This is a genomic window from Nocardiopsis sp. NPDC101807 (genome assembly GCF_044766605.1).
Taxonomy (GTDB): Bacteria; Actinomycetota; Actinomycetes; order Streptosporangiales; family Streptosporangiaceae; genus Nocardiopsis; species Nocardiopsis tropica.
Genome location: NZ_JBIWMK010000007.1, coordinates 54,851 through 75,670, shown reverse-complemented (window position 1 = coordinate 75,670; position 20,820 = coordinate 54,851). Strand labels below are relative to the sequence as shown.

The following is a 20,820-nucleotide window of genomic DNA, read 5'->3' as shown; positions in this document are numbered from 1 at the left end:
GTGCTGGGAAAACCCCGGGATCCCCCCTAAGGGGCGGGTTCAGTGGGTGCGTGCGGTCGCCGCCACCACCAGGGCGCGCAGCGGCTCGCGGGCGTCCGCGTCCAGCTCGGGGCTGTCCAGGGCGGCCACGGCCTGCCCGGCGTACTCCTCGACGAGGTCCTCGCAGGCGCGCAGCGCGCCCGAGCCCTCGATCAGCCCGCACATCCACTCGACCGCGTCCGCCGACAGTCCGGGGTCGCCCAGCAGGGAGGCGAAGCGCCTGCCGTCGGCGGCCCCGGTGCGGGCCAGCGTCTCGGCGACGATGAGCGTCCGCTTGCCCTCGCGCAGGTCGTCGCCGGCGGGCTTGCCCGTGGTGGACGGGTCGCCGAACACGCCGAGGACGTCGTCGCGCAGCTGGAAGGCCACGCCCAGCGGGAGGCCGTAGTCCGTGTAGACCCCCGCCAGCTCCTCGTACCGGCCCGCCAGGGCCGCACCCAGGTGCAGGGGGCGCTCCACCGTGTACTTGGCCGACTTGTACCGCATCACGCGCAGGGCGGCCTCGCGGGTGCTCGTGCTGCGCACCTGCTCCAGGGTGTCCAGGTACTGCCCGGCCATCACCTCCGTGCGCATCGCGTCGAAGGGGCGCCGCCCCTCCCGCAGCACCTCCGGCGGGAACCCGCTGGCCTGGTACATCTCGTCCGACCAGACCAGGCACAGGTCGCCGATGAGGATCGCCGCGCCTCGGCCGAACCCGTCGCCGTCGCCGCCCCAGCCCTGGTCGGCGTGCAGCGCGGCCAGCCGCTTGTGGGTGGCGGGCAGACCGCGGCGGGTGTCGCTGTTGTCGATCACGTCGTCGTGGATGAGCGCGCACGCCTGGAGGTACTCCAGGGACGCGGCGGCCCGGATCAGCCGCTCGTCGTCGGCGGCGCCCCCGGCGCCCCTCCATCCCCAGTAGCAGAAGGTCGGACGCAGGCGCTTGCCGCCGGAGAGCATCGCCTCCAGGGCGTCCATGGCGGGTGCCAGCTCCTCGCCGATCCCCAGGACCAGCTCGCGGTGCGCGGCGCCGAACCCGGCCAGCTCGCGGTCCACCGCAGGGCGGGCCTCGAAGACGGACGGGGAGAGTGCGGAAGTGGAAGAAGAGGAAGGGGCCATGTCCTGCACGTTATCGGCTGTTCGGGGCGTCCTCACCCCGGTTCGGCCGACCCGCCCCGCCGGGGCGGGGCGAGCCCGCCCGCCCCGGCGGGCGCGCCCCGCGCCGGCGGGTCCGGACACGGTCTCGCACAGTGGGACGCCTGTCCCTGTCCGTGAGTGCGCTTCGCCTAAGCTGGTGCACATGCTGGCAGCACCGACACGCCCCGTGGCGCCCCGAAGCCCGGCCCCCAGGCCGCGTCATATCCGCGAACTCCTCAACGCGGGCGAGCCGATGTTCTCCTTCGAGTTCTTCCCACCGCGCACGCCCCAGTCGCAGGAGCGGCTGTGGCGCGCGATCCGGGAGATCGAGGCGCTCGGCCCGTCCTTCGTCTCGGTCACCTACGGCGCGGGCGGCAGCACGCGCGGACTGACCGTGGAGACGACCGAGCGCATCGCCACCGACACCACCCTGCTGCCGGTGGCGCACATGACGCTCGTCGACCACTCCGTCGCCGAGCTGCGCCACCTCATCGGGCGCTTCGCGGACGCCGGAGTCTCCAACATGCTCGCCGTGCGCGGCGACCCCCCCGGCGACCCCGACGGGGAGTGGGTCAGCCACCCCGACGGACTGACCTACACCGAGGAGCTGGTCCGCCTCCTCAAGGACAGCGGCGACTTCTGCGTGGGCGTGGCCGCGTTCCCGTACAAGCACCCGCGCTCGGCCGACGTGGAGACCGACACCGACCACTTCGTGCGCAAGTGCGAGGCGGGCGCCGACTACGCCATCACCCAGATGTTCTTCGACCCGGAGGACTACCTGCGGCTGCGCGACCGCGTGGCGGCCCGGGGGTGCGAGGTGCCGATCATCCCCGAGGTCTTCCCCGTGGTCCGCTCGTCCTTCATCCCCCGCTCGGAGAAGCTCTCCGGGGCCCCCTTCCCGCGCGCGCTGGCGGAGCGGTTCGAGTCCTTCGGCGACGACGCCGAGGCGGTGCGGGCCTTCGGCATCGAGCACGCCCAGCGCATGTGCGAGCGCCTGCTCGACGAGGGCGCGCCGGGCATCCACTTCATCACCTCGAACCAGTCCAAGGCCACCAGGCAGATCTACCGGGAGGTCTCCGGCCGCCGGGGCCCGTCAGGGGCAGACGCGCGGCCATGATCGAGAAGGGCTGGTCGGGGCTGCCGGGGAAGGCGAAGTCCTCCAGCACCTCGGTGAACCCGCACGAGCGGTAGAGGTGGCGCGCCGCCGACGGCCCCGTCCGCGTGGACAGGACGGCGGTGCGCTCACCGCGCCCCTCGCACAGGGCGTGGAGCACGGCCCGCCCCACGCCCTGGTTCTGCGCCTCGGGGTGGACGTGCACCTCGGCGATCTCCAGGGGGTCGGTGAGGTAGCGGCGCGCCTGGCGCGCCCGCCCGCCGGCGTGCAGCCCCTCGGTGACCATGTCGTGCCACCACTGGCCGCGCACGCCGTGGAAGCCGTAGGCGAAGCCGACGGGGCGCCCCTCGCGGAGCGCGACCACGGCGCGGAAGCCCGGGTAGTAGGCGTGGCCGTTCATGACGGCCGCGCGGCCGGGGAGCTGCTCGGGCGGCGGGCGCATGGCGGCCTCGTACACCCGGAGCAGCGCGGGGACGGCGTGCGTGAAGGCGGGCGGCGCCAGTTCACGCAACTCGGTATCGGCTACCACAGCCCGATGTTAGGGCACGGAGCGCCGGCGCGCCCTCGGAGCGGGAGACCTTGACGGGTCGGACGGGCTGGGGTTAACTGAGTTCTATCGAACAGGAGTTCGATTAACTTCCGCCGAGCCCGCCCGGCGGAGTGCGGCGCGGCCGGGTTGGGGAGGGGAAGCCCCACGCCCGGCCGCGCCGTTCGGCCGGCCCCGGACACGACGAGAACCGGCGCCCAGAGGGGTGCCGGTTCTCGTCGAGCGGGTGCGACCTTCGTGTGTTCCCCGGTCCCTAGAAGGCGTCGACCGCGCGGCGCGCCTCGGGGTCGAGGACCCCCCAGTTGATCAGCTCCTCGGTCAGGTCGCCGGGCGACTTGTCGTAGATGACCGCGAGTGAACGCAGGTCCTCCTGGCGGATGGACAGCACGCGCCCGTTGTAGTCGCCGCGCTGGCTCTGGATGGTGGCGACGTAGCGGGAGAGCGGTCCGGCCTTCTCCTGCGGCAGCTGCTGCATGCGCTCCAGGTCGATCACCAGCTTGGGCGTCGGGCCCAGGGGCGTCGGCGCGGCGCCGCCCGGCAGCAGCTCCGACATGGGGACCCCGTAGAAGTCGGCCAGCTCGGCCAGCTTCTGGACGGTGACGGCGCGGTCGCCGCGCTCGTAGGAGCCGACCACGACGGCCTTCCAGCGTCCGTGGGACTTCTCTTCCACCCCGTGCAGGGACAGGCCCTGCTGGGTGCGGATGGCACGCAGTCGCGCACCGAGGGACTTGGCGTATTCGGATGGCATGTTCTTGTCGCTCCCGGCCGTGACGGTGGCTGGCGTGGTGGGGGGACGTCCGCTCGTACTCGGCGAGCCGCCTGCGCGGCTCAGCGGATGGTCACGGGGTGCAACCCCACCCGGTAGTGGTTACAGACAGTGACGGTAGGGGGGTCTGCCCCCCAGGTCAAGCCGTTGGTGTGAAACGCGACTAATCGGTGGCCAAACCGTGCGTAAGTGAGACTCCTCTCATGTCCGGACGGTTCGGGGCGAGAGGGGCGTCGCGCTGGTCCGCAAAGCCCGTTTCTACAGGGAATTTCACCTTTCAACCATTCTGTGGTCGTATCCACTGAGTGGCGATATGACTACTCCTGGGCGAGGAGAGTCCCCCCGATTGTGTGACGAGAGTCACATCGACTGTTTCCGGGCTCGGGCCGCCCCTCGGGTGGCCCGATCGTCGCTGGTAGCGTGGGGCCGATCGACATCCTTTAACGACCTGTTCTGTGAGGCAGGGAAGGGGTCACTACTTTGCGTGTCCAAAAACCGACGAAAGGTGATGCCGAAGGCGTCGCCGATCCGTCACCGGAGGTGCCCGACGGCACCCGCGCCGTCCTCGACGGCAACGAGATCAACCGGGCGCTGACCCGCATCGCCCACGAGGTGCTCGAACGCACCAAGGGCGGCGAAGACGTCACCCTCCTGGGGATCCCCTCCCGCGGGGTCCCGCTCGCCCGGCGCCTGGCGCAGCGCATCGGACGCGTCGAGGACCTCTCCGTCCCCGTCGGCTCCCTCGACATCACGATGTACCGCGACGACCTGAGGTCGGCCCCCGTGCGCGCCCTCGGCAGAACCGAGATCCCCGGCGGCGGACTCGACGACCGCGTCGTCGTCCTCGTGGACGACGTGCTCTTCTCCGGCCGCACCGTGCGCGCCGCCCTCGACGCCCTCGGCGACCTGGGCAGGCCCCGCGCCGTCCAGCTCGCCGTGCTCGTGGACCGGGGCCACCGCGAACTGCCCATCCGCGCCGACTACGTGGGCAAGAACCTGCCCACCTCCCTGCGCGAGAACGTCACCGTGCGCCTGGAGGAGACCGACGGACACGACGCGGTCCTGCTCGGCCCCTCGCGGCCCCCGTCCGGCCCCTCCCGGGACGGAGCCCTCCGCCCCGGGGCCCCCGGACCCCGCTCCGGCTCCACCGAGGGGAGCGCCTGATGCGCCACCTGCTGTCCACCGGAGACCTCAGCAGGGACGAGGCCACCCTCGTCCTGGACACCGCGGCCGAACTCGCCCAGGTCGGCGACCGCTCCGTCAAGAAGCTCCCGACCCTGCGCGGCCGCACCGTGGTCAACCTCTTCTACGAGGACTCCACGCGCACCCGCACCTCCTTCGAGCTCGCCGCCAAGCGCCTGTCCGCCGACGTCATCAACTTCTCGGCCAAGGGCTCCAGCGTCTCCAAGGGCGAGAGCCTCAAGGACACCGCGCTGACCCTCCAGGCCATGGGGGCCGACGCCGTCGTCATCCGGCACAGCGCCTCGGGGGCCGCCCACCGCCTGGCCAACTGGGTGGACGGCTCCGTCCTCAACGCGGGCGACGGCACCCACGAGCACCCCACCCAGGCACTGCTCGACGCGTACACGATGCGCGACCGGCTGGGACGCCTGGACGGCCTCAGGGTGGCCATCGTCGGCGACATCCTGCACAGCCGCGTCGCACGCTCCAACGTCCTGCTGCTCACCACCCTGGGGGCCCACGTCACCCTGGTCGCGCCGCCCACCCTGCTGCCGGTCTCGGTCTCCACGTGGCCGTGCGAGGTCTCCTACGACCTCGACGACGTGCTGCCCAAGTCCGACGTCGTGATGATGCTCCGCGTCCAGGCCGAGCGCATGCGCGACTCGTTCTTCCCGTCCGTGCGCGAGTACAGCCGCAACTACGGCCTCGACGGCGAGCGCCTGGCCCGGATGCCCGAGGACGCCATCGTCATGCACCCCGGACCCATGGTCCGCGGCATGGAGATCGCGGCCGAGGTCGCCGACTCGCCCCGGTGCACCGTCACCGCGCAGGTCGCCAACGGCGTCAGCCTGCGCATGGCCGTGCTCTACCTGCTGCTCGGCGGCTCCTGACCCGCACCCGCCCCGGGGGACGCCGCCCCGCCCGAGGCCCGGCGCCCCCGGGGCCGGCGCCCGAGCCGGCCCCGCGCGGCGAGCGCCCTCCCGACGGCGCCCGCGCGAACCACGCCTCCACCCGAGAAACACGAGGAAGTCACCACCGCCATGCCCGACACCAACGGACCGCACCTGATCCGCGGAGCCCGCCCGCTCGGCGGGGACCCCGTCGACATCCTCATGGCCGACGGCCTGATCACCGCGATCGGCCCGGACCTGGAGGCCCCCGAGGGGGCCGAGACCGTCGACGCGACCGGGCTGGTCGCCCTGCCCGGACTGGTGGACCTGCACACCCACCTGCGCGAGCCCGGGCGCGAGGACGCCGAGACCGTCGCGTCCGGCTCCCGCTCCGCCGCGGCCGGCGGCTACACCGCCGTCCACGCCATGGCCAACACCGACCCCGTCGCCGACACCGCGGGGGTCGTCGAGCAGGTCTGGCGCCTGGGCCGCGAGGCCGGCTACTGCGACGTGCGCCCGGTCGGCGCCGTCACCGTGGGCCTGGCGGGGGAGCGGCTCGCCGAGATCGGCGCGATGGCCGAGTCCGCCGCCCGGGTGCGCGTCTTCTCCGACGACGGCATCTGCGTCTCCGACGCCCTGCTCATGCGCAGGGCCCTGGAGTACGTCAAGGCCTTCGACGGCGTCGTCGCCCAGCACGCCCAGGAGCCCCGCCTCACCCAGGGCGCCCAGATGAACGAGGGCCGCGTCTCCGACCGGCTCGGCCTGCCCGGCTGGCCCGCCGTCGCGGAGGAGGCGATCATCGCCCGCGACTGCCTGCTCGCCCAGCACGTCGGCTCGCGCCTGCACGTGTGCCACGTCTCCACCAAGGGCTCGGTCGACATCATCCGCTGGGCCAAGGCCCGCGGCTGCGACGTGACCGCGGAGGTCACCCCCCACCACCTGCTCCTCACCGACGAACTGGTGGAGAGCTACGATCCGATCTACAAGGTCAACCCGCCCCTGCGCACGGCCGAGGACGTGGAGGCACTGCGCGAGGGCCTGGCCGACGGGACCATCGACATCGTCGCCACCGACCACGCCCCGCACCCGAGGGAGGCGAAGGAGACCGAGTGGTCCACCGCCGCGATGGGCATGGTCGGTCTGGAGACCGCGCTGGCGGTCGTGCAGAGGACGATGGTCGACACCGGCCTGCTCACCTGGGCCGGGGTCGCCGACCGCATGTCCGCGGCGCCGGCCCGCATCGGCCGCGTCGGGGGGCACGGCCGCGACCTCGCGGAGGGCGAGCCCGCCAACGTCGTCCTGTACGACCCGGCCGACCCGGTCGCGGTGGACGGCGCGGCCATGGCGACCAAGAGCAGCAACACCCCCTTCCGGGGCATGACCCTGCCGGGCCGGGTCCGCGCCACGTTCCTGCGCGGCGCCCCCACCGTCCTGGAAGGCAAGATCAAGTGAACACGGCAGCGACAGCAGCGAACGCCCAGGCCGGTCCTGGTGCGGCAGAGGGGGGACACGTGTCCGAGGAAACCGGCGGACCGGCGATTCTGGTGCTCGAGGACGGCCGGGTCTTCCGCGGCCGATCCTTCGGCGCCACCGGCGAGACCTTCGGCGAGATCGTCTTCAACACCGGCATGACCGGGTACCAGGAGACGCTCACCGACCCCTCGTACCACCGCCAGATCGTCACGATGACCGCCCCGCACATCGGCAACACCGGCGTCAACGACGACGATCCCGAGTCCGGTCGCATCTGGGTCGCCGGGTACGTCGTCCGCGAGCCCGCGCGCATCACCTCCAACTGGAGGGCCCGCCGGACCCTGGACGAGGAGCTGCGCCGCCAGGGCGTGGTCGGCATCGCCCTCACCGGCACCCGCGCCCTCACCCGCCACCTGCGCGACCGGGGCGCCATGCGCGCGGCCGTCAGCACCGTCGAGACCGACCCGCAGGCCCTGCTCGCCCGCGTCCTGGAGGCGCCCCGCATGGCCGGCGCCGACCTGGCCGCCGAGGTCAGCACGGACGCCGCCTACGAGGTCCTGCCCCCCGAGGGGGTCCCGACCCGGTTCCACGTCGCCGCCGTCGACCTGGGCATCAAGGCCATGACCCCCCAGCGCCTCGCCGAGCGCGGCTGCCGGGTCACCGTGCTGCCCTCCGCGGCCACCGCGGAGGACATCCTCGCCCTGGACCCGGACGGCGTGTTCTTCAGCAACGGCCCCGGCGACCCCGCCACCGCGGACGGCCCCGTCGACGCCATGCGCGGCGTCCTGGACGCGGGCAAGCCGCTCTTCGGCATCTGCTTCGGCAACCAGATCCTGGGGCGCTCCCTGGGCCTGGGCACCTACAAGCTGCCCTTCGGCCACCGCGGCGTCAACCAGCCGGTGATCGACACACGCACCCGCAAGGTCGCCATCACCAGCCAGAACCACGGCTTCGCCGTGGACGCCCCGCTCGACACCCCCTTCGACACCCCCTACGGCCGGGCCGAGGTCAGCCACATCGGCCTCAACGACCAGGTCGTCGAGGGCCTGCGGCTGCTGGACCGGCCCGTGTTCAGCGTCCAGTTCCACCCGGAGGCCGCCGCGGGCCCCCACGACGCCGCCGAGCTCTTCGACGAGTTCGTCACCCTGATGTCCGACGCCCAGCCCGCTCCGGCTGCCAAGTAGTTAGAGGAACAAGAGCATGCCGCGCCGTAGTGATCTTTCATCCGTCCTCGTGGTCGGTTCCGGCCCGATCGTGATCGGGCAGGCGGCCGAGTTCGACTACTCGGGCACCCAGGCCTGCCGGGTTCTGCGGGCCGAGGGCCTGCGGGTCATCCTGGTCAACTCCAACCCGGCCACGATCATGACCGACCCCGAGATCGCCGACGCCACGTACGTCGAGCCGATCACCACCGAGATGATCGAGAAGATCATCGCCAAGGAGCGCCCCGACGCGCTCCTGCCCACCCTGGGCGGGCAGACCGCGCTCAACGCCGCCGTCTCCCTGCACGAGGCCGGGATCCTGGACAAGTACGGCGTCGAGCTCATCGGCGCCAACATCGACGCGATCCAGTCCGGCGAGGACCGCGAGAGCTTCAAGCGCATCGTCGAGCGCATCGGCGGCGAGTCCGCCCGCTCGCGCATCTGCCACACCCTCCAGGAGTGCCTGGACGCCGCCGAGGCGCTGAACTACCCGGTCGTCGTGCGCCCCTCCTTCACCATGGGCGGTGCGGGCTCCGGCTTCGCGCACAACGAGACCGAGCTGCGCCGCATCGCCGGACAGGGCCTCGCGCTCTCCCCGACCACCGAGGTGCTCCTGGAGGAGTCCATCCTCGGCTGGAAGGAGTACGAGCTGGAGCTCATGCGCGACACCAACGACAACGTCGTGGTGGTCTGCTCCATCGAGAACCTCGACCCCATGGGCGTGCACACCGGCGACTCGATCACCGTCGCCCCCGCCATGACCCTCACCGACCGCGAGTACCAGGAGCTCCGCGACCTCGGCATCGCGGTCATCCGCGAGGTCGGCGTGGACACCGGCGGCTGCAACATCCAGTTCGCCGTGCACCCCACCACCGGCCGGGTCATCGTCATCGAGATGAACCCCCGCGTCTCGCGGTCCTCCGCCCTGGCCTCCAAGGCCACGGGCTTCCCGATCGCCAAGATCGCCGCCAAGCTCGCCGTCGGCTACACCCTCGACGAGATCCCCAACGACATCACCAAGGAGACCCCGGCCAGCTTCGAGCCCACGCTCGACTACGTGGTCGTCAAGGTCCCGCGGTTCGCCTTCGAGAAGTTCCCCGGGGCCGACCCCACCCTCACCACCACGATGAAGTCGGTGGGCGAGGCCATGGCCATCGGCCGGTCCTTCCCCGAAGCCCTCCAGAAGGCCATGCGCTCGCTGGAGAAGGCCGGGGTGGGGCTGACCTGGGCGGGCAGCCCCGGTGACAAGGACGAGCTCCTGCGCAGGGCCGCCGTCCCCACCGAGCACCGGCTGCGCCAGGTCCAGCAGGCCCTCCGCGCCGGGGCCACCGTCGAGGAGCTCCACGAGGCCACGAGGATCGACCCGTGGTTCCTGGACCAGATGCTCCGCCTGGAGGAGGCGGCGCGCGTCCTCGCCGAGGCGCCCAAGCTCGACGCCGACCTGCTCCGCGAGGCCAAGGGCCTCGGCTTCTCCGACGTCCAGATCGGCGAGATCACCGGCCGGAGCGAGGACGTCGTCCGCGAACTCCGCCACGCCCTCGGCATCCACCCCGTCTACCTGACCGTGGACACCTGCGCGGCCGAGTTCGCCGCCCGGACGCCGTACCTGTACTCCAGCTACGACGAGGAGACCGAGGTCCCCGACGGCGACAAGCCCAAGATCATCATCCTGGGCTCGGGGCCCAACCGCATCGGCCAGGGCGTCGAGTTCGACTACTCCTGCGTCCACGCCTCCTTCGCCCTCTCCGAGGCCGGGTACGAGACCGTGATGGTCAACTGCAACCCCGAGACCGTCTCCACCGACTACGACACCAGCGACCGGCTCTACTTCGAGCCGCTCACCCTGGAGGACGTGCTGGAGGTCGTCCGCGCCGAGCAGCTCAGCGGCACGGTCGCCGGGGTCATCGTCCAGCTGGGCGGCCAGACCCCCCTCGGCCTGGCCCGCCGGCTCAAGGAGAACGGGGTGCCCGTCATCGGCACCAGCCCCGAGGCCATCGACCTGGCCGAGGACCGCGGCGAGTTCGGCAAGGTCCTCGCCGAGGCGGGGCTGCCCGCGCCCAAGTACGGCACCGCCTACTCCTTCGCCGAGGCCAAGGCCGCGGCGGACGAGATCGGCTACCCCGTCATGGTCCGCCCCTCCTACGTGCTGGGCGGCCGGGGCATGGAGATCGTCTACAGCGAGACGATGCTCGCCGACTACATCGAGCGCAACGCCCAGGTCAGCCCCGAGCACCCGGTGCTCATCGACCGCTTCCTGGACGACGCGATCGAGATCGACGTGGACGCGCTCTACGACGGCACCGACCTGTACCTGGGCGGGGTCATGGAGCACATCGAGGAGGCCGGCATCCACTCCGGCGACTCGGCCTGCACCCTGCCCTCGATCACCCTGGGACAGGAGGACATCGAGCGCATCCGCTACTCCACCGAGGCGATCGCCCGCGGCACCGGCGTGCGCGGCCTGATCAACGTCCAGTACGCGCTGGCCTCGGGCGTGCTCAACGTGCTGGAGGCCAACCCGCGCGCCTCCCGCACCGTGCCGTTCGTGTCCAAGGCGACCGCCGTGCCGCTCGCCAAGGCCGCCGCCCGCGTCATGGCGGGCACGTCCATCGCGGACCTGCGCGCCGAGGGCATGCTGCCCGCCACCGGCGACGGGGGCGACCTGCCCGCCGACGCCCCGGTGTCGGTCAAGGAGGCCGTGCTGCCGTTCAACCGGTTCATCGACAAGGAGGGCGAGGGGGTCGACACCATCCTCGGCCCCGAGATGCGCTCCACGGGCGAGGTCATGGGCCTGGACGTCGAGTTCGGCGCCGCCTACGCCAAGTCCCAGCTGGCCGTGAACGGCTCCCTGCCCACCCGGGGCAAGGTGTTCGTCTCCGTGGCCAACCGCGACAAGCGCTCGATGATCTTCCCGGTCAAGCGCCTCGCCGACCTGGGCTTCGAGATCCTCGCGACCGAGGGCACCGCCGTGGTGCTGCGCCGCAACGGCGTGCGCGCCACCGTCGTGCGCAAGCACAGCGAGGGCCCCGGCCCCGCGGGGGAGCGCACGATCGTGCAGCTCATCCACGAGGGCGGGGTGGACCTCATCGTCAACACCCCGTTCGGCGGCGCCGGCCAGGCCGGGCCGCGTCTGGACGGGTACGAGATCCGCACCGCCGCGGTGGTGCGCGGCGTGCCCAGCGTCACCACCGTGCAGGGGCTGGCCGCGGCCGTCCAGGCCATCGAGGCGCGGGTGCGCGGCGACGTCGGGGTGCGCTCCCTCCAGGAGCACGCCAAGGCGCTCGACGCCGACCGGGAGTAGCCGGGCCTCCCCGCCCGGGGCCGGGCCCCGGGCGGGACGGGGTGTGAGGAGCGCCACCGGACGGTCCGGGCGCCGGCGGCGCGTGTCCTCCGATCCGCCGGGAGCGGGGCGGCCGCGGCGCCGTCCCCCCGGGGCGGCGCCGGTGCGCTGAGCGGGGCACGCCCACCGAACGGCCTAGGCTGTAGGGACGGGGACGCCCCGCCTCCGGGCGGGGCCCCGGCAGTAGAGTGCGGGCGCCGCGGGGACTCCGCGGCGCCCGCGCGCCCGAGGCGAGAGAGGCTTCTCCGAGACCATGAGCGACAACGGACCGGTGCAGGTCAGGTGCCCCGTGCTGAACGTGCGCAGGGTGGACGCCTACTACGCCATCACCGTCGTCGCCCCGGGGATCGCCGAGCGGTTCCGTTCGGGCCAGTTCGTCTCGGTGGCGGTCGGCGGCGACCACTCCAGCACCCTGCTGCGCCGTCCCTTCGCCATCCACGACGTCAAGCCCGACTACGGCGGCACCGTCGAGTTCCTGTTCTCCGTGCGCGGCACCGGCACCGCCTGGCTGTCCGAGCGGAGGTCGCGCGACCTGCTGGACGTGGTCGGCCCCCTGGGCCGGCCGTTCCCGCTGCCCCGCGAACCCGTCAACTGCGTGCTCGTGGGCGGCGGTTCCGGCAGCGCGCCGCTGTTCCCGCTCGCCCAGTCGCTGCGCAGGCGCGGGTGCCGGGTCGACTTCGTGCTCGGCGCGGCCTCCGCCGACCGGGTGTTCAGCGCGATCACCGCCCGCCGCATCGCCGAGACCGCCGCCTTCACCACCGACGACGGCTCCTTCGGCACCAGGGGCCGGGTCACCGACGTCCTGGGCCGCGTGATCGAGGAGTGCCGGTCCGACGCGGTGTACGCCTGCGGCCCGATGCCCATGCTCCGCGCCGTCACCGCGGTGGCGGGCAGCCACGGGGTCCCCGTCCAGGTGGCGGTGGAGGAGACCATGGCCTGCGGCACGGGGATCTGCATGACCTGCGTGATCCCCGTGGTGGGGCAGGACGGCATCACCCGGATGGTGCGCTCCTGCGTGGACGGCCCGGTGTTCCGCGGCGAGCAGGTGCGCTTCGACGACGTGGGGACCATCCCCTTCGACGCCCTGGGGGCCCCGGGGTGGAAGGGCTCCAGCGCCGCCCGCGCCGCCGAGTCGGCGCGCGACATCGCCTGACCCGGGCGGCGACACACACACGACCGAGTGAAGGCACGTGAACGCAGACCTCAGGACCCGGGTGGGCGGTATGGACCTGCCCAACCCCGTGGTGACCGCCGCCGGATGCGCCGGCTCCGGCCGTGAACTCTCCCAGTTCTTCGACATCGCGTCGATCGGCGCCGTGACGACCAAGTCGGTGATGCTGGAGCCCCACGCGGGGCGCCCGGCGCCGCGCATGGCCGAGACGCCCAGCGGCATGCTGAGCACGACGGGCATGCAGGGCCCCGGGGTGGACGTGTTCCTCCAGCGGGACCTGCCCTGGCTGCTGGCCCGCGGCGGCCGGGCCATCGTCTCCATCGCGGGAGCGGGGGTGGGCGAGTTCGGCGAGCTGGCCAGGCGGGTCTCGGCCGCCGAGGGCGTCAGCGCCATCGAGGTGAACCTGTCCTGCCCCGACCCGGCCGACCCCTCGGGGCGCCACTTCGCCGACGACGCCTCCCAGGCGGCGGCGGTGGTGCAGACGGTGCGCTCCCACGCCCGCTCGGACCTGCCGGTGCTGGCCAAGCTGGCCGCCGACGTCCCCGACGTGGTGGAACTGGCCGCGGCGTGCGCGGAGGCGCGCGCGGACGGCCTGTCCATGATCAACACCGTGCGCGGCATGGCGGTGGACACCCGCACCCTGCGGCCCGCGGTGGCCGGGGGGATGGGCGGGCTGTCCGGCCCGGCGATCCGGCCGCTCGCGGTGGGGTGCGTCTACCGCGTGCACGAGGCCCTTCCCGAGGTGCCCATCATCGGGATGGGCGGCGTCCGCACGGGCACCGACGTCCTGGAGTTCATGGCGGCCGGGGCGAGCGCCGTGGCGGTCGGCACGACCAACTTCTCCGACCCGTCCGCGTGCAGCCGCGTGCTCCGGGAGTTCGCCGAGGCGCTGGAGGCGCGGGGCTTCGCCAGGGCCTCGGACGTGGTGGGAGCGGCCCACCGGCAGGGGGCCGGGGCGTGACAGGTCGGGCACACGGCGCACAAGGGCCCTGACCGGCCTGAACGGCGTTGAGATGGCTCTGTGCGACCAAACAGGCGCATCCTGGCGCAACAGGGCGGCCCCGGGGGAGCGTCGGGCTACGGCCGTTTGGGCGGCCGTTACGGGGAAGTGATACGGAATGGGCGCATGAAGCGACTCATCCGGGGAATCGCACACCTTGATGGTGTGCACAGGACAGTGGACGTGCATCGGCCGATGCTTCGGTAAGCACATCGGTAAGCACGTGCGGATGTTGCACGCACCGGCACGGAGCCGGTGGCACACGATTGGAGAGACCGACATGACCGCGCCTTCCGCGCCCATCGCCGTCGCGATCGACGCCGGCGACATCGAGACGGCGGCCACCTGGGCCTCGGCCGTCGCACCCCACGTGAGCACGGTCAAGGTGGGGCTGGAGCTGTACCTGCGCTACGGGCCGGAGGTGGTCAGCGCGGTCCGCGGGGCCAGCCGGGTCGGTGTCTTCCTCGACCTCAAGCTCCACGACATCCCGGCCACGGTCCAGGGCGCCGTGCGCAGTGTCGCGTGGCTGCGCCCCGCCTTCCTCACGGTCCACGCGTCGGGCGGGGCGGACATGGTCCGCGCGGCCGCCGAGGCGGCCCCGGACACCAGGATCGCCGCGGTGACCGTGCTCACCTCCATGGACGAGGCGGACCTGGAGCAGGTGGGGCTGCTCGGCCCGTCCCGGGACGCGGTGCGGCGCCTGTCGGCGCTGGCGGTGGGCGCCGGGGCCCGCGCCCTGGTGTGCTCCCCCCGGGAGGTGGCGCTGGTGCGCTCGGAGGTGGGGCCGGACGTCACCCTCATCACGCCGGGGGTGCGCCCGGCGGGGGCGGACAGGGGGGACCAGTCGCGCGTCGCCACCCCCGAGGAGGCCATCGCGGCGGGGGCGGACCTGTTGGTCATCGGCCGCCCCATCACGCGGGCGCCGGACCCCGGCGCGGCGGCGGCCTCCCTCGCGGCCGCCGTGCGGCGGGCCGGGGCCCGGGTCTGAGGCGGGCGGACGGACGGGAAACCGGCGCCGGGAGCACCCTTCGACGGTGTCCCGGGGGAAGGGGCGAGGGGATCGAAGGATCCCGGGGACGAACCAACGAAGCGAGCTCATCACGCGCGGTTATGGATCACTGACGGTCACCAATTAGGTTTGTCCGAAACTCGGAACGGGCTGCCCGGAGTGACCCGGGTCACCCCTCTGTGACCTGCGCTGGTGACGCGCTTTATGCCCGGCCCAATCGGGACCAAGGTCCTGTATTTCGTCTCCGACCGCAATTGAGGGGTAACTCTACGTAGTTAGTTCGATGAAATAGCCGTTGAAAGGGCACTTTACGTTGCCTAACAGGGGTCAGACCTACTAACTTGCGCAGGCGTCCGCCCTCTACAAACGAGTAGAAATCCGAGGTGACCCGGCGTGGCCCTTCCTCCCCTCACACCTGAACAGCGCACCGCGGCTCTGGAGAAGGCCGCTAAGGCCAGAAAAGAGCGCGCGGAGGTCAAGAACAAGCTGAAGAACGGCGGCATCTCGCTGTCCGAGGTGCTCGCCAACGGCCTCAAGGACGACGTCATCGGCAAGATGAAGGTTTCGGCTCTGCTGGAATCCCTCCCCGGTGTCGGCAAGGTCCGCGCGAAGCAGATCATGGAGCGTCTCAACATCGCTGAGTCGCGCCGTGTCCGCGGTCTGGGGACCAACCAGCGCGCGGCCCTGGAGGCCGAGTTCGGTGACCTCACCAAGTAACACCCGGTAGGAGCAGTACGCAGTACACCGGCCCGTCCGCGTCCCCCACAGTCGCGGCGGAGAGCGCGCCGCGACAGCGGCGGGCTCCCGGTGAAGCCACAGCGCGAGCCGCGGTCGGCGGACGGATGGCCCCAGGTCACAACCGTCCGCCGCACCGCGGCTCGGTGGTATAAATGGAGCTTCCCGCGACCGTTCGCGGACACCCCCGCACAGCAGCCGCCCGCACGGCGACGCGCCCGGCCCCTCCAGGTCCCCGGAGCGCGGCCGAAGGCCTCCGGCCCCGCGGCGGACAGGCCCCGAAGGGAAGCCCCGAACACACATGCCTGAACTCGCATCCGAGTCCCGTCCGGCCGAGAAGCGGTTGATCGTCCTGTCCGGCCCCTCGGGTGTGGGGAAGAGCACCGTGGTCGCCAACCTGCGGCGCGAGCACCCCGACGTGTGGCTCTCGGTCTCGGTCACCACCCGCGCCCCCCGACCCGGCGAGCAGGACGGCGTCCAGTACCACTTCGTCACCGACGAGGAGTTCGACCGCCTCGTCGCCGAGGACGAGCTCCTGGAGTGGGCCAGGTTCGCGGGCAACCGCTACGGCACCCCGCGCGGCCCCGTCCAGGCCCGGCTGACCGCCGGGGCCCCCGTGCTGCTGGAGATCGAGCTCCAGGGCGCGCGCCAGATCCGCGAGACCATGCCCGACGCCTACCACGTCTTCCTCGCGCCGCCCTCCTGGGACGAGCTGGTCCGCCGCCTCACCGGGCGCGGCACCGAGTCCGACGAGGTCATCCAGCGCCGGCTGGAGGTCGCCAAGGTCGAGCTCGCCGCCGAGAAGGAGTTCGACACCACGCTCGTCAACACGTCCGTGCAGGAAGTGTGCGCCGAGCTGCTAGCGTTGATCAACGCGCCCAAGGTGTGATAGCGGCGGGGCCCACGGCCACCGCCGCCCGCGTCCGCCCGCGCCGGGGGCCGCCCCCGGAGGCGCCGCGTATCCTCGAACACGTCCCGACCGATCACGTCACGGCTTCCGACGAGCCGGAGACCTTCCCTGGGGGTAAACGAAGTGGCTGGTACCGAGCCCGTCGCCGAAGGCATCACCAATCCGCCCATCGACGACCTGCTGCAGCTCGTCGACAGCAAGTACAGCCTGGTCACCATGGCCTCCAAGCGGGCCCGCCAGATCAACGCCTACTACGCCCAGCTCGGCGAGGGCCTCCTGGAGTACGTCGGCCCGCTGGTCGAGACCCAGGTGCAGGAGAAGTCCCTGTCCATCGCCCTGCGCGAGGTCAAGTCCGGCCTGCTCACCGCCGAGCCCTACGAGGGCACCTGATCCGCCCCTCCGCCGCGGCCGTCCCGTGCCACGGGCCGGCAGGCGCGGCGGAGCCCGGCGCGACCGCCGGGGCCCGCACACCGCCCTCCACCGCCCCGACGGGCGTGCGGAGGGCGCGGCCGTCCGCGGGGCCGGGGCGCGCCCGCTCGGCCGGGCCTGGTAGAACTCCTTCCTGTGAGTGAGACACAGAGCGTTCCCCGGGTGGTCCTCGGCGTCGGCGGCGGCATCGCCGCCTACAAGGCGTGCGAGCTGCTCCGCCGCCTGACCGAGTCCGGCCACCGCGTCCGGGTCGTGCCCACCGCCGAGGCGCTCCGCTTCGTCGGCGAGCCCACCTGGGCGGCCCTGTCCGGACAGCCCGTCACCACCGGGGTGTGGGACGGGGTCGACGAGGTCCCGCACGTGCGCATCGGGCAGGAGGCCGACCTCGTGTTCGTGGCCCCGGCCACCGCCAACCTCATGGCGAAGGCCGCCGCGGGTCTGGCGGACGACCTCCTCACCAACACCCTGCTCACCGCGCGGTGCCCCGTGGTGTTCGCACCCGCGATGCACACGGAGATGTGGGAGCACCCCGCCACCCGGGCGAACGTGGCCACCCTGCGCGCGCGGGGCGCCGTCGTCCTCGACCCGGCCGTGGGGCGCCTCACCGGCGCCGACAGCGGACGCGGCCGCCTCCCGGAGCCCTCCGAGCTGTTCGCGGCCGCACGGCTGGTCCTGCGCCGCGGGGCCGCCGCCCCCGACCTGGCCGGCCACCGCGTCGTCGTCTCCGCCGGGGGCACCAGGGAGGCCATCGACCCGGTCCGGTTCCTCGGCAACCACTCCTCCGGCAAACAGGGGTACGCCCTGGCCCGCACCGCCGCTGCGCGCGGGGCCGACGTCACCCTCGTCGCCGCCAACGTCTCCCTCCCGGACCCGGCCGGGGTCCGGGTCGTGCGGGTGGGCTCGGCAGCCGAGCTCGCCGAGGCGATGGAGGCCGAGAGGCGCGGCGCCGAGGCGGTCGTGATGAGCGCGGCCGTCGCCGACTTCCGGCCGGTCAGGAGCGTCGCCTCCAAGATCAAGAAGTCCGGTGAGGCCCCCGGGCCCATCGAGCTGGTCGAGAACCCGGACGTCCTCGCGGGCCTGGTGGCCTCCCGGGCGTCGGAGGCGCCGGGACAGACCATCGTCGGGTTCGCCGCCGAGACCGACGACGTCCTCGCCAACGGCCGCGCGAAGCTGGAGAGGAAGGGCTGCGACCTCCTCGTGGTCAACCAGGTCGGGGGAGGGCGCGCGTTCGGCGCCGAGGACAACCAGGCGGTCGTCCTGGGCGCCGACGGTTCCGTCACGGACATCCCGACCGGGCCCAAGGACGACCTCGCCGACCGCGTGTGGGACCTGGTCGTCGAACGCCTCCCCTGAACGGCCTCCGCGGCCCCGGTCCGCCTGCGCGGGCGTCCGCACAGGCAGGGCGGGTGTCCGCGGACGAACAGCCTGGACACCAGGACTGGATTCCTACCGCCGAGTACGCCACACTGCGAACGGGTGTCCTTGCCGACATGCGACGCGGTCGGCAGCCGGACGCCCGTCCCCACCAGTCCGGTTACAGTGGACCGATAACCAACCGCGTCGGTCGGCATTGGCCGCCCCCGGCAGGCCGCCGGAGCGCCGTGCCGCACCGACACATGTCAGCCAGCAGCCGCTGCAAGGAGTCACGCAACGTGTCCCGCCGCCTTTTCACCTCCGAGTCGGTCACCGAAGGCCATCCCGACAAGATGGCCGACCAGATCAGTGACGCGATCCTCGACGCGATGCTCGCCCACGACCCGCGCAGCCGGGTCGCCGTCGAGACGCTGATCACCACCGGTCAGGTCCACATCGCGGGTGAGGTCACCACCCAGACCTACGTCGACATCCCCGCCATCGTGCGCGAGAAGATCCTCCGGATCGGATACGACTCCTCCGCCAAGGGGTTCGACGGTGACTCCTGCGGGGTCAACGTCTCCATCGACGCCCAGTCCCCGGACATCGCCCAGGGCGTCGACACCGCCTACGAGGCGCGCGTCGAGAACGAGGACGACGCGCTCAACCGGCAGGGCGCCGGCGACCAGGGCCTGATGTTCGGCTACGCCAACCGGGAGACCCCCGAGCTGATGCCGCTGCCGATCAAGCTGGCGCACTCGCTCTCCGAGCGGCTGGCGGCGGTCCGCCGCAACGGCACGGTGCCCTACCTGCGCCCGGACGGCAAGACCCAGGTCACGGTCGAGTACGAGGGCCAGGTCCCCGTGCGCCTCGACACCGTCGTGGTCTCCAGCCAGCACTCCGCGGACATCAACCTGGAGGAGATGCTCGCCCCGGACATCCGCGAGCACGTCATCGAGCCGGTCGTGGCCGCCTTCGGACTGGAGTCCGACAACTACCGGCTGCTCGTCAACCCGACCGGCCGCTTCGAGATCGGCGGCCCGATGGGCGACGCCGGGCTGACCGGGCGCAAGATCATCGTGGACACCTACGGGGGCTACGCCCGCCACGGCGGCGGCGCCTTCTCCGGCAAGGACCCGTCGAAGGTGGACCGCTCGGCGGCCTACGCGACCCGCTGGGTCGCCAAGAACATCGTCGCCGCCGAGCTCGCCGAGCGCGCCGAGGTCCAGGTGGCCTACGCCATCGGCAAGGCCCACCCGGTCGGGGTGTTCATCGAGACCTTCGGCACCGAGACCGTCGCCCCGGAGCTGATCGAGAAGGCCGTCAAGGAGGTCTTCGACCTCCGTCCGGCCGCGATCGTGCGCGATCTGGACCTGCTGCGCCCGATCTACTCCGCGACGGCCGCCTACGGCCACTTCGGCCGGGAGCTGCCCGAGTTCACCTGGGAGAGCACCGAGCGGGCCGCCGCGCTGCGGTCGTTCGTGGGCGTCTGAGCCCGACCTCTCCCGCTCCGTCCCCGGACGGGGCCCGCCCCGGGGGCGGGCGGCCCGAGCGGCCGCCCGCCCCCGGTGTGCTCGTGCCCGCGTCCCGCATGGCACACGGCCAAAACAACTACTCCGTGTTATGACATATGCACGCAACGTAATTCTGTGCTCGCACGCGGAGGAAGCACCATGGCCGTGACCACGGCGATGTCGGCACTGGGCCTGGCGGCCATGATCGCCCTGCCCGGCGCCCACCACGCACCCGGCCCGGGCCCGTCGGCGGACGACGCGGCCGTACCGGGGGCGGACACCCTGCACGTGTCCCTGGGGACGCGCTCCGACGAGGAGCGGCTGAGCCCCGGGGACCACGTCGAGTACACCATCCGGGTGCGCAACTCCGGCGCCGGAGACCTCCCGGACGCCGAGATCGTTCAGTTCCTGCCGTCCACGATGCGCTACGTCTCGGGCTCGGCCGGGACCAGGGCCGGGGTCGGGGAGGGGCAGGTGACGTGGACCCACGACCTGGCGTCGGGCGAACGGGCGGACTTCCGGGTCACCGGGGAGATCACCGGTGTCAGGGAGGGCGGCGCGCACCCCGTCACCACCGTGTGCCTGCGGCCGGAGCCGGGGGCCGCGCTGGCCGCGTGCTCCTCCGCCGTGCACAGGGTCCACGGCTCGGCGCCCCTCGCCTGGGTGCTCGCGGGCCTGCTCCTCCTGGTCGCCGCCGCGGCCTGCGCCGTCGGCTACGCGCGCCACCGGGGCGACCGGCGGGCCGACCCGCTCCTGGACCTGCCCGCCGGTCCCGTGCCGGAGCCCGCCGCGAACGTCAGGACGCTCACGGGCGACGCCGACGTCTACGAGCTGGACGCGCACCGCTAGAGGCCCGGACACGGGACGCGCCGCACCCGGCGCGGACGTGCCGTGCCGGCGCCGGACACGCGGAAGGGGCGCGCCCCCCCGGGCGCCCCCCCCCCCCCCCCGCCGCCCCCGCGCCCCCAGCGCACCGCGTCGCCGGGCCTATCCCCCGCCGGCCCCCCCCCGCCGGGCCCCGGCCCGGCGGGCACGG

18 protein-coding genes are annotated in these 20,820 nt (G+C 72.8%); 15 read left to right on the top strand and 3 right to left on the bottom strand.

The window, feature by feature from the left end; translation table 11 throughout:
* Positions 1-39: 39 nt before the first annotated feature.
* On the bottom strand, positions 40-1,131 hold the full coding sequence (locus ACIRPH_RS21670) for a polyprenyl synthetase family protein (RefSeq protein WP_402917034.1): 1,092 nt from the start codon (positions 1,129-1,131) through the stop codon (positions 40-42).
* 205 nt (positions 1,132-1,336) lie between these two features.
* On the opposite strand from ACIRPH_RS21670, the gene metF reads away from it, so the two are divergent.
* On the top strand, positions 1,337-2,266 hold the full coding sequence (gene metF / locus ACIRPH_RS21665; protein ID WP_402917768.1) for a methylenetetrahydrofolate reductase [NAD(P)H]: 930 nt from the start codon (positions 1,337-1,339) through the stop codon (positions 2,264-2,266).
* On the opposite strand, the gene ACIRPH_RS21660 is transcribed toward metF, so the two are convergent.
* Positions 2,178-2,792 carry a GNAT family N-acetyltransferase gene (locus ACIRPH_RS21660; protein WP_402917032.1) on the bottom strand — a complete coding sequence of 205 codons (615 nt, stop codon included), beginning with the start codon at positions 2,790-2,792 and terminating at the stop codon, positions 2,178-2,180. The genes metF and ACIRPH_RS21660 overlap by 89 nt on opposite strands.
* Positions 2,793-3,063: 271 nt before the next feature.
* Positions 3,064-3,558 carry a transcriptional regulator gene (locus ACIRPH_RS21655; protein ID WP_013154123.1) on the bottom strand — a complete coding sequence of 165 codons (495 nt, stop codon included), beginning with the start codon at positions 3,556-3,558 and terminating at the stop codon, positions 3,064-3,066.
* 498 nt (positions 3,559-4,056) lie between these two features.
* Between ACIRPH_RS21655 and pyrR the strand changes: the two genes are divergently transcribed.
* The 14 genes from pyrR (at position 4,057) to ACIRPH_RS21585 (ending at position 20,633) form a co-directional block, all read left to right on the top strand.
* Entirely contained in the window at positions 4,057-4,740 is a 684-nt protein-coding gene (pyrR, locus tag ACIRPH_RS21650) for a bifunctional pyr operon transcriptional regulator/uracil phosphoribosyltransferase PyrR (protein WP_402917030.1), read from the top strand.
* Positions 4,740-5,648: an aspartate carbamoyltransferase catalytic subunit gene (locus ACIRPH_RS21645; protein WP_402917028.1), complete on the top strand. Its 909-nt coding sequence runs from the start codon at positions 4,740-4,742 to the stop codon at positions 5,646-5,648. Before pyrR ends, ACIRPH_RS21645 begins: the two co-directional genes overlap by 1 nt.
* Before the next feature lie 150 nt (positions 5,649-5,798).
* Positions 5,799-7,100, top strand: coding sequence for a dihydroorotase (locus ACIRPH_RS21640; protein ID WP_402917026.1), 1,302 nt, complete (start codon positions 5,799-5,801; stop codon positions 7,098-7,100).
* 59 nt (positions 7,101-7,159) lie between these two features.
* A complete protein-coding gene (carA, locus tag ACIRPH_RS21635) occupies positions 7,160-8,305 on the top strand; it encodes a glutamine-hydrolyzing carbamoyl-phosphate synthase small subunit (RefSeq protein WP_402917024.1) in 1,146 nt (381 codons plus the stop codon).
* Between the two features lie 16 nt (positions 8,306-8,321).
* The gene (carB, locus tag ACIRPH_RS21630; RefSeq protein ID WP_402917022.1) at positions 8,322-11,624 is read left to right on the top strand and encodes a carbamoyl-phosphate synthase large subunit; all 3,303 of its coding nucleotides are present in this window, start codon (positions 8,322-8,324) and stop codon (positions 11,622-11,624) included.
* Between the two features lie 292 nt (positions 11,625-11,916).
* The gene (locus tag ACIRPH_RS21625; RefSeq protein WP_402917020.1) at positions 11,917-12,816 is read left to right on the top strand and encodes a dihydroorotate dehydrogenase electron transfer subunit; all 900 of its coding nucleotides are present in this window, start codon (positions 11,917-11,919) and stop codon (positions 12,814-12,816) included.
* 37 nt (positions 12,817-12,853) lie between these two features.
* A complete protein-coding gene (locus tag ACIRPH_RS21620) occupies positions 12,854-13,795 on the top strand; it encodes a dihydroorotate dehydrogenase (protein ID WP_402917018.1) in 942 nt (313 codons plus the stop codon).
* Positions 13,796-14,114: 319 nt separating this feature from the next.
* A complete protein-coding gene (pyrF, locus tag ACIRPH_RS21615; RefSeq protein ID WP_402917016.1) occupies positions 14,115-14,822 on the top strand; it encodes an orotidine-5'-phosphate decarboxylase in 708 nt (235 codons plus the stop codon).
* Positions 14,823-15,236: 414 nt separating this feature from the next.
* Positions 15,237-15,560, top strand: a complete 324-nt coding sequence (mihF, locus tag ACIRPH_RS21610) for an integration host factor, actinobacterial type (protein WP_267948916.1) — start codon at positions 15,237-15,239, stop codon at positions 15,558-15,560.
* A 319-nt stretch (positions 15,561-15,879) separates the two neighbouring features.
* Entirely contained in the window at positions 15,880-16,467 is a 588-nt protein-coding gene (gmk, locus tag ACIRPH_RS21605; RefSeq protein WP_402917014.1) for a guanylate kinase, read from the top strand.
* 144 nt (positions 16,468-16,611) lie between these two features.
* A complete protein-coding gene (gene rpoZ, locus ACIRPH_RS21600) occupies positions 16,612-16,878 on the top strand; it encodes a DNA-directed RNA polymerase subunit omega (protein ID WP_267948918.1) in 267 nt (88 codons plus the stop codon).
* 201 nt (positions 16,879-17,079) lie between these two features.
* Entirely contained in the window at positions 17,080-18,270 is a 1,191-nt protein-coding gene (gene coaBC, locus ACIRPH_RS21595; protein WP_402917765.1) for a bifunctional phosphopantothenoylcysteine decarboxylase/phosphopantothenate--cysteine ligase CoaBC, read from the top strand.
* A 299-nt stretch (positions 18,271-18,569) separates the two neighbouring features.
* On the top strand, positions 18,570-19,763 hold the full coding sequence (gene metK / locus ACIRPH_RS21590; protein WP_402917011.1) for a methionine adenosyltransferase: 1,194 nt from the start codon (positions 18,570-18,572) through the stop codon (positions 19,761-19,763).
* Between the two features lie 180 nt (positions 19,764-19,943).
* Complete coding sequence (locus tag ACIRPH_RS21585; RefSeq protein ID WP_402917009.1) at positions 19,944-20,633, top strand: hypothetical protein; 690 nt, start codon at positions 19,944-19,946, stop codon at positions 20,631-20,633.
* Positions 20,634-20,820 lie beyond the last annotated feature (187 nt).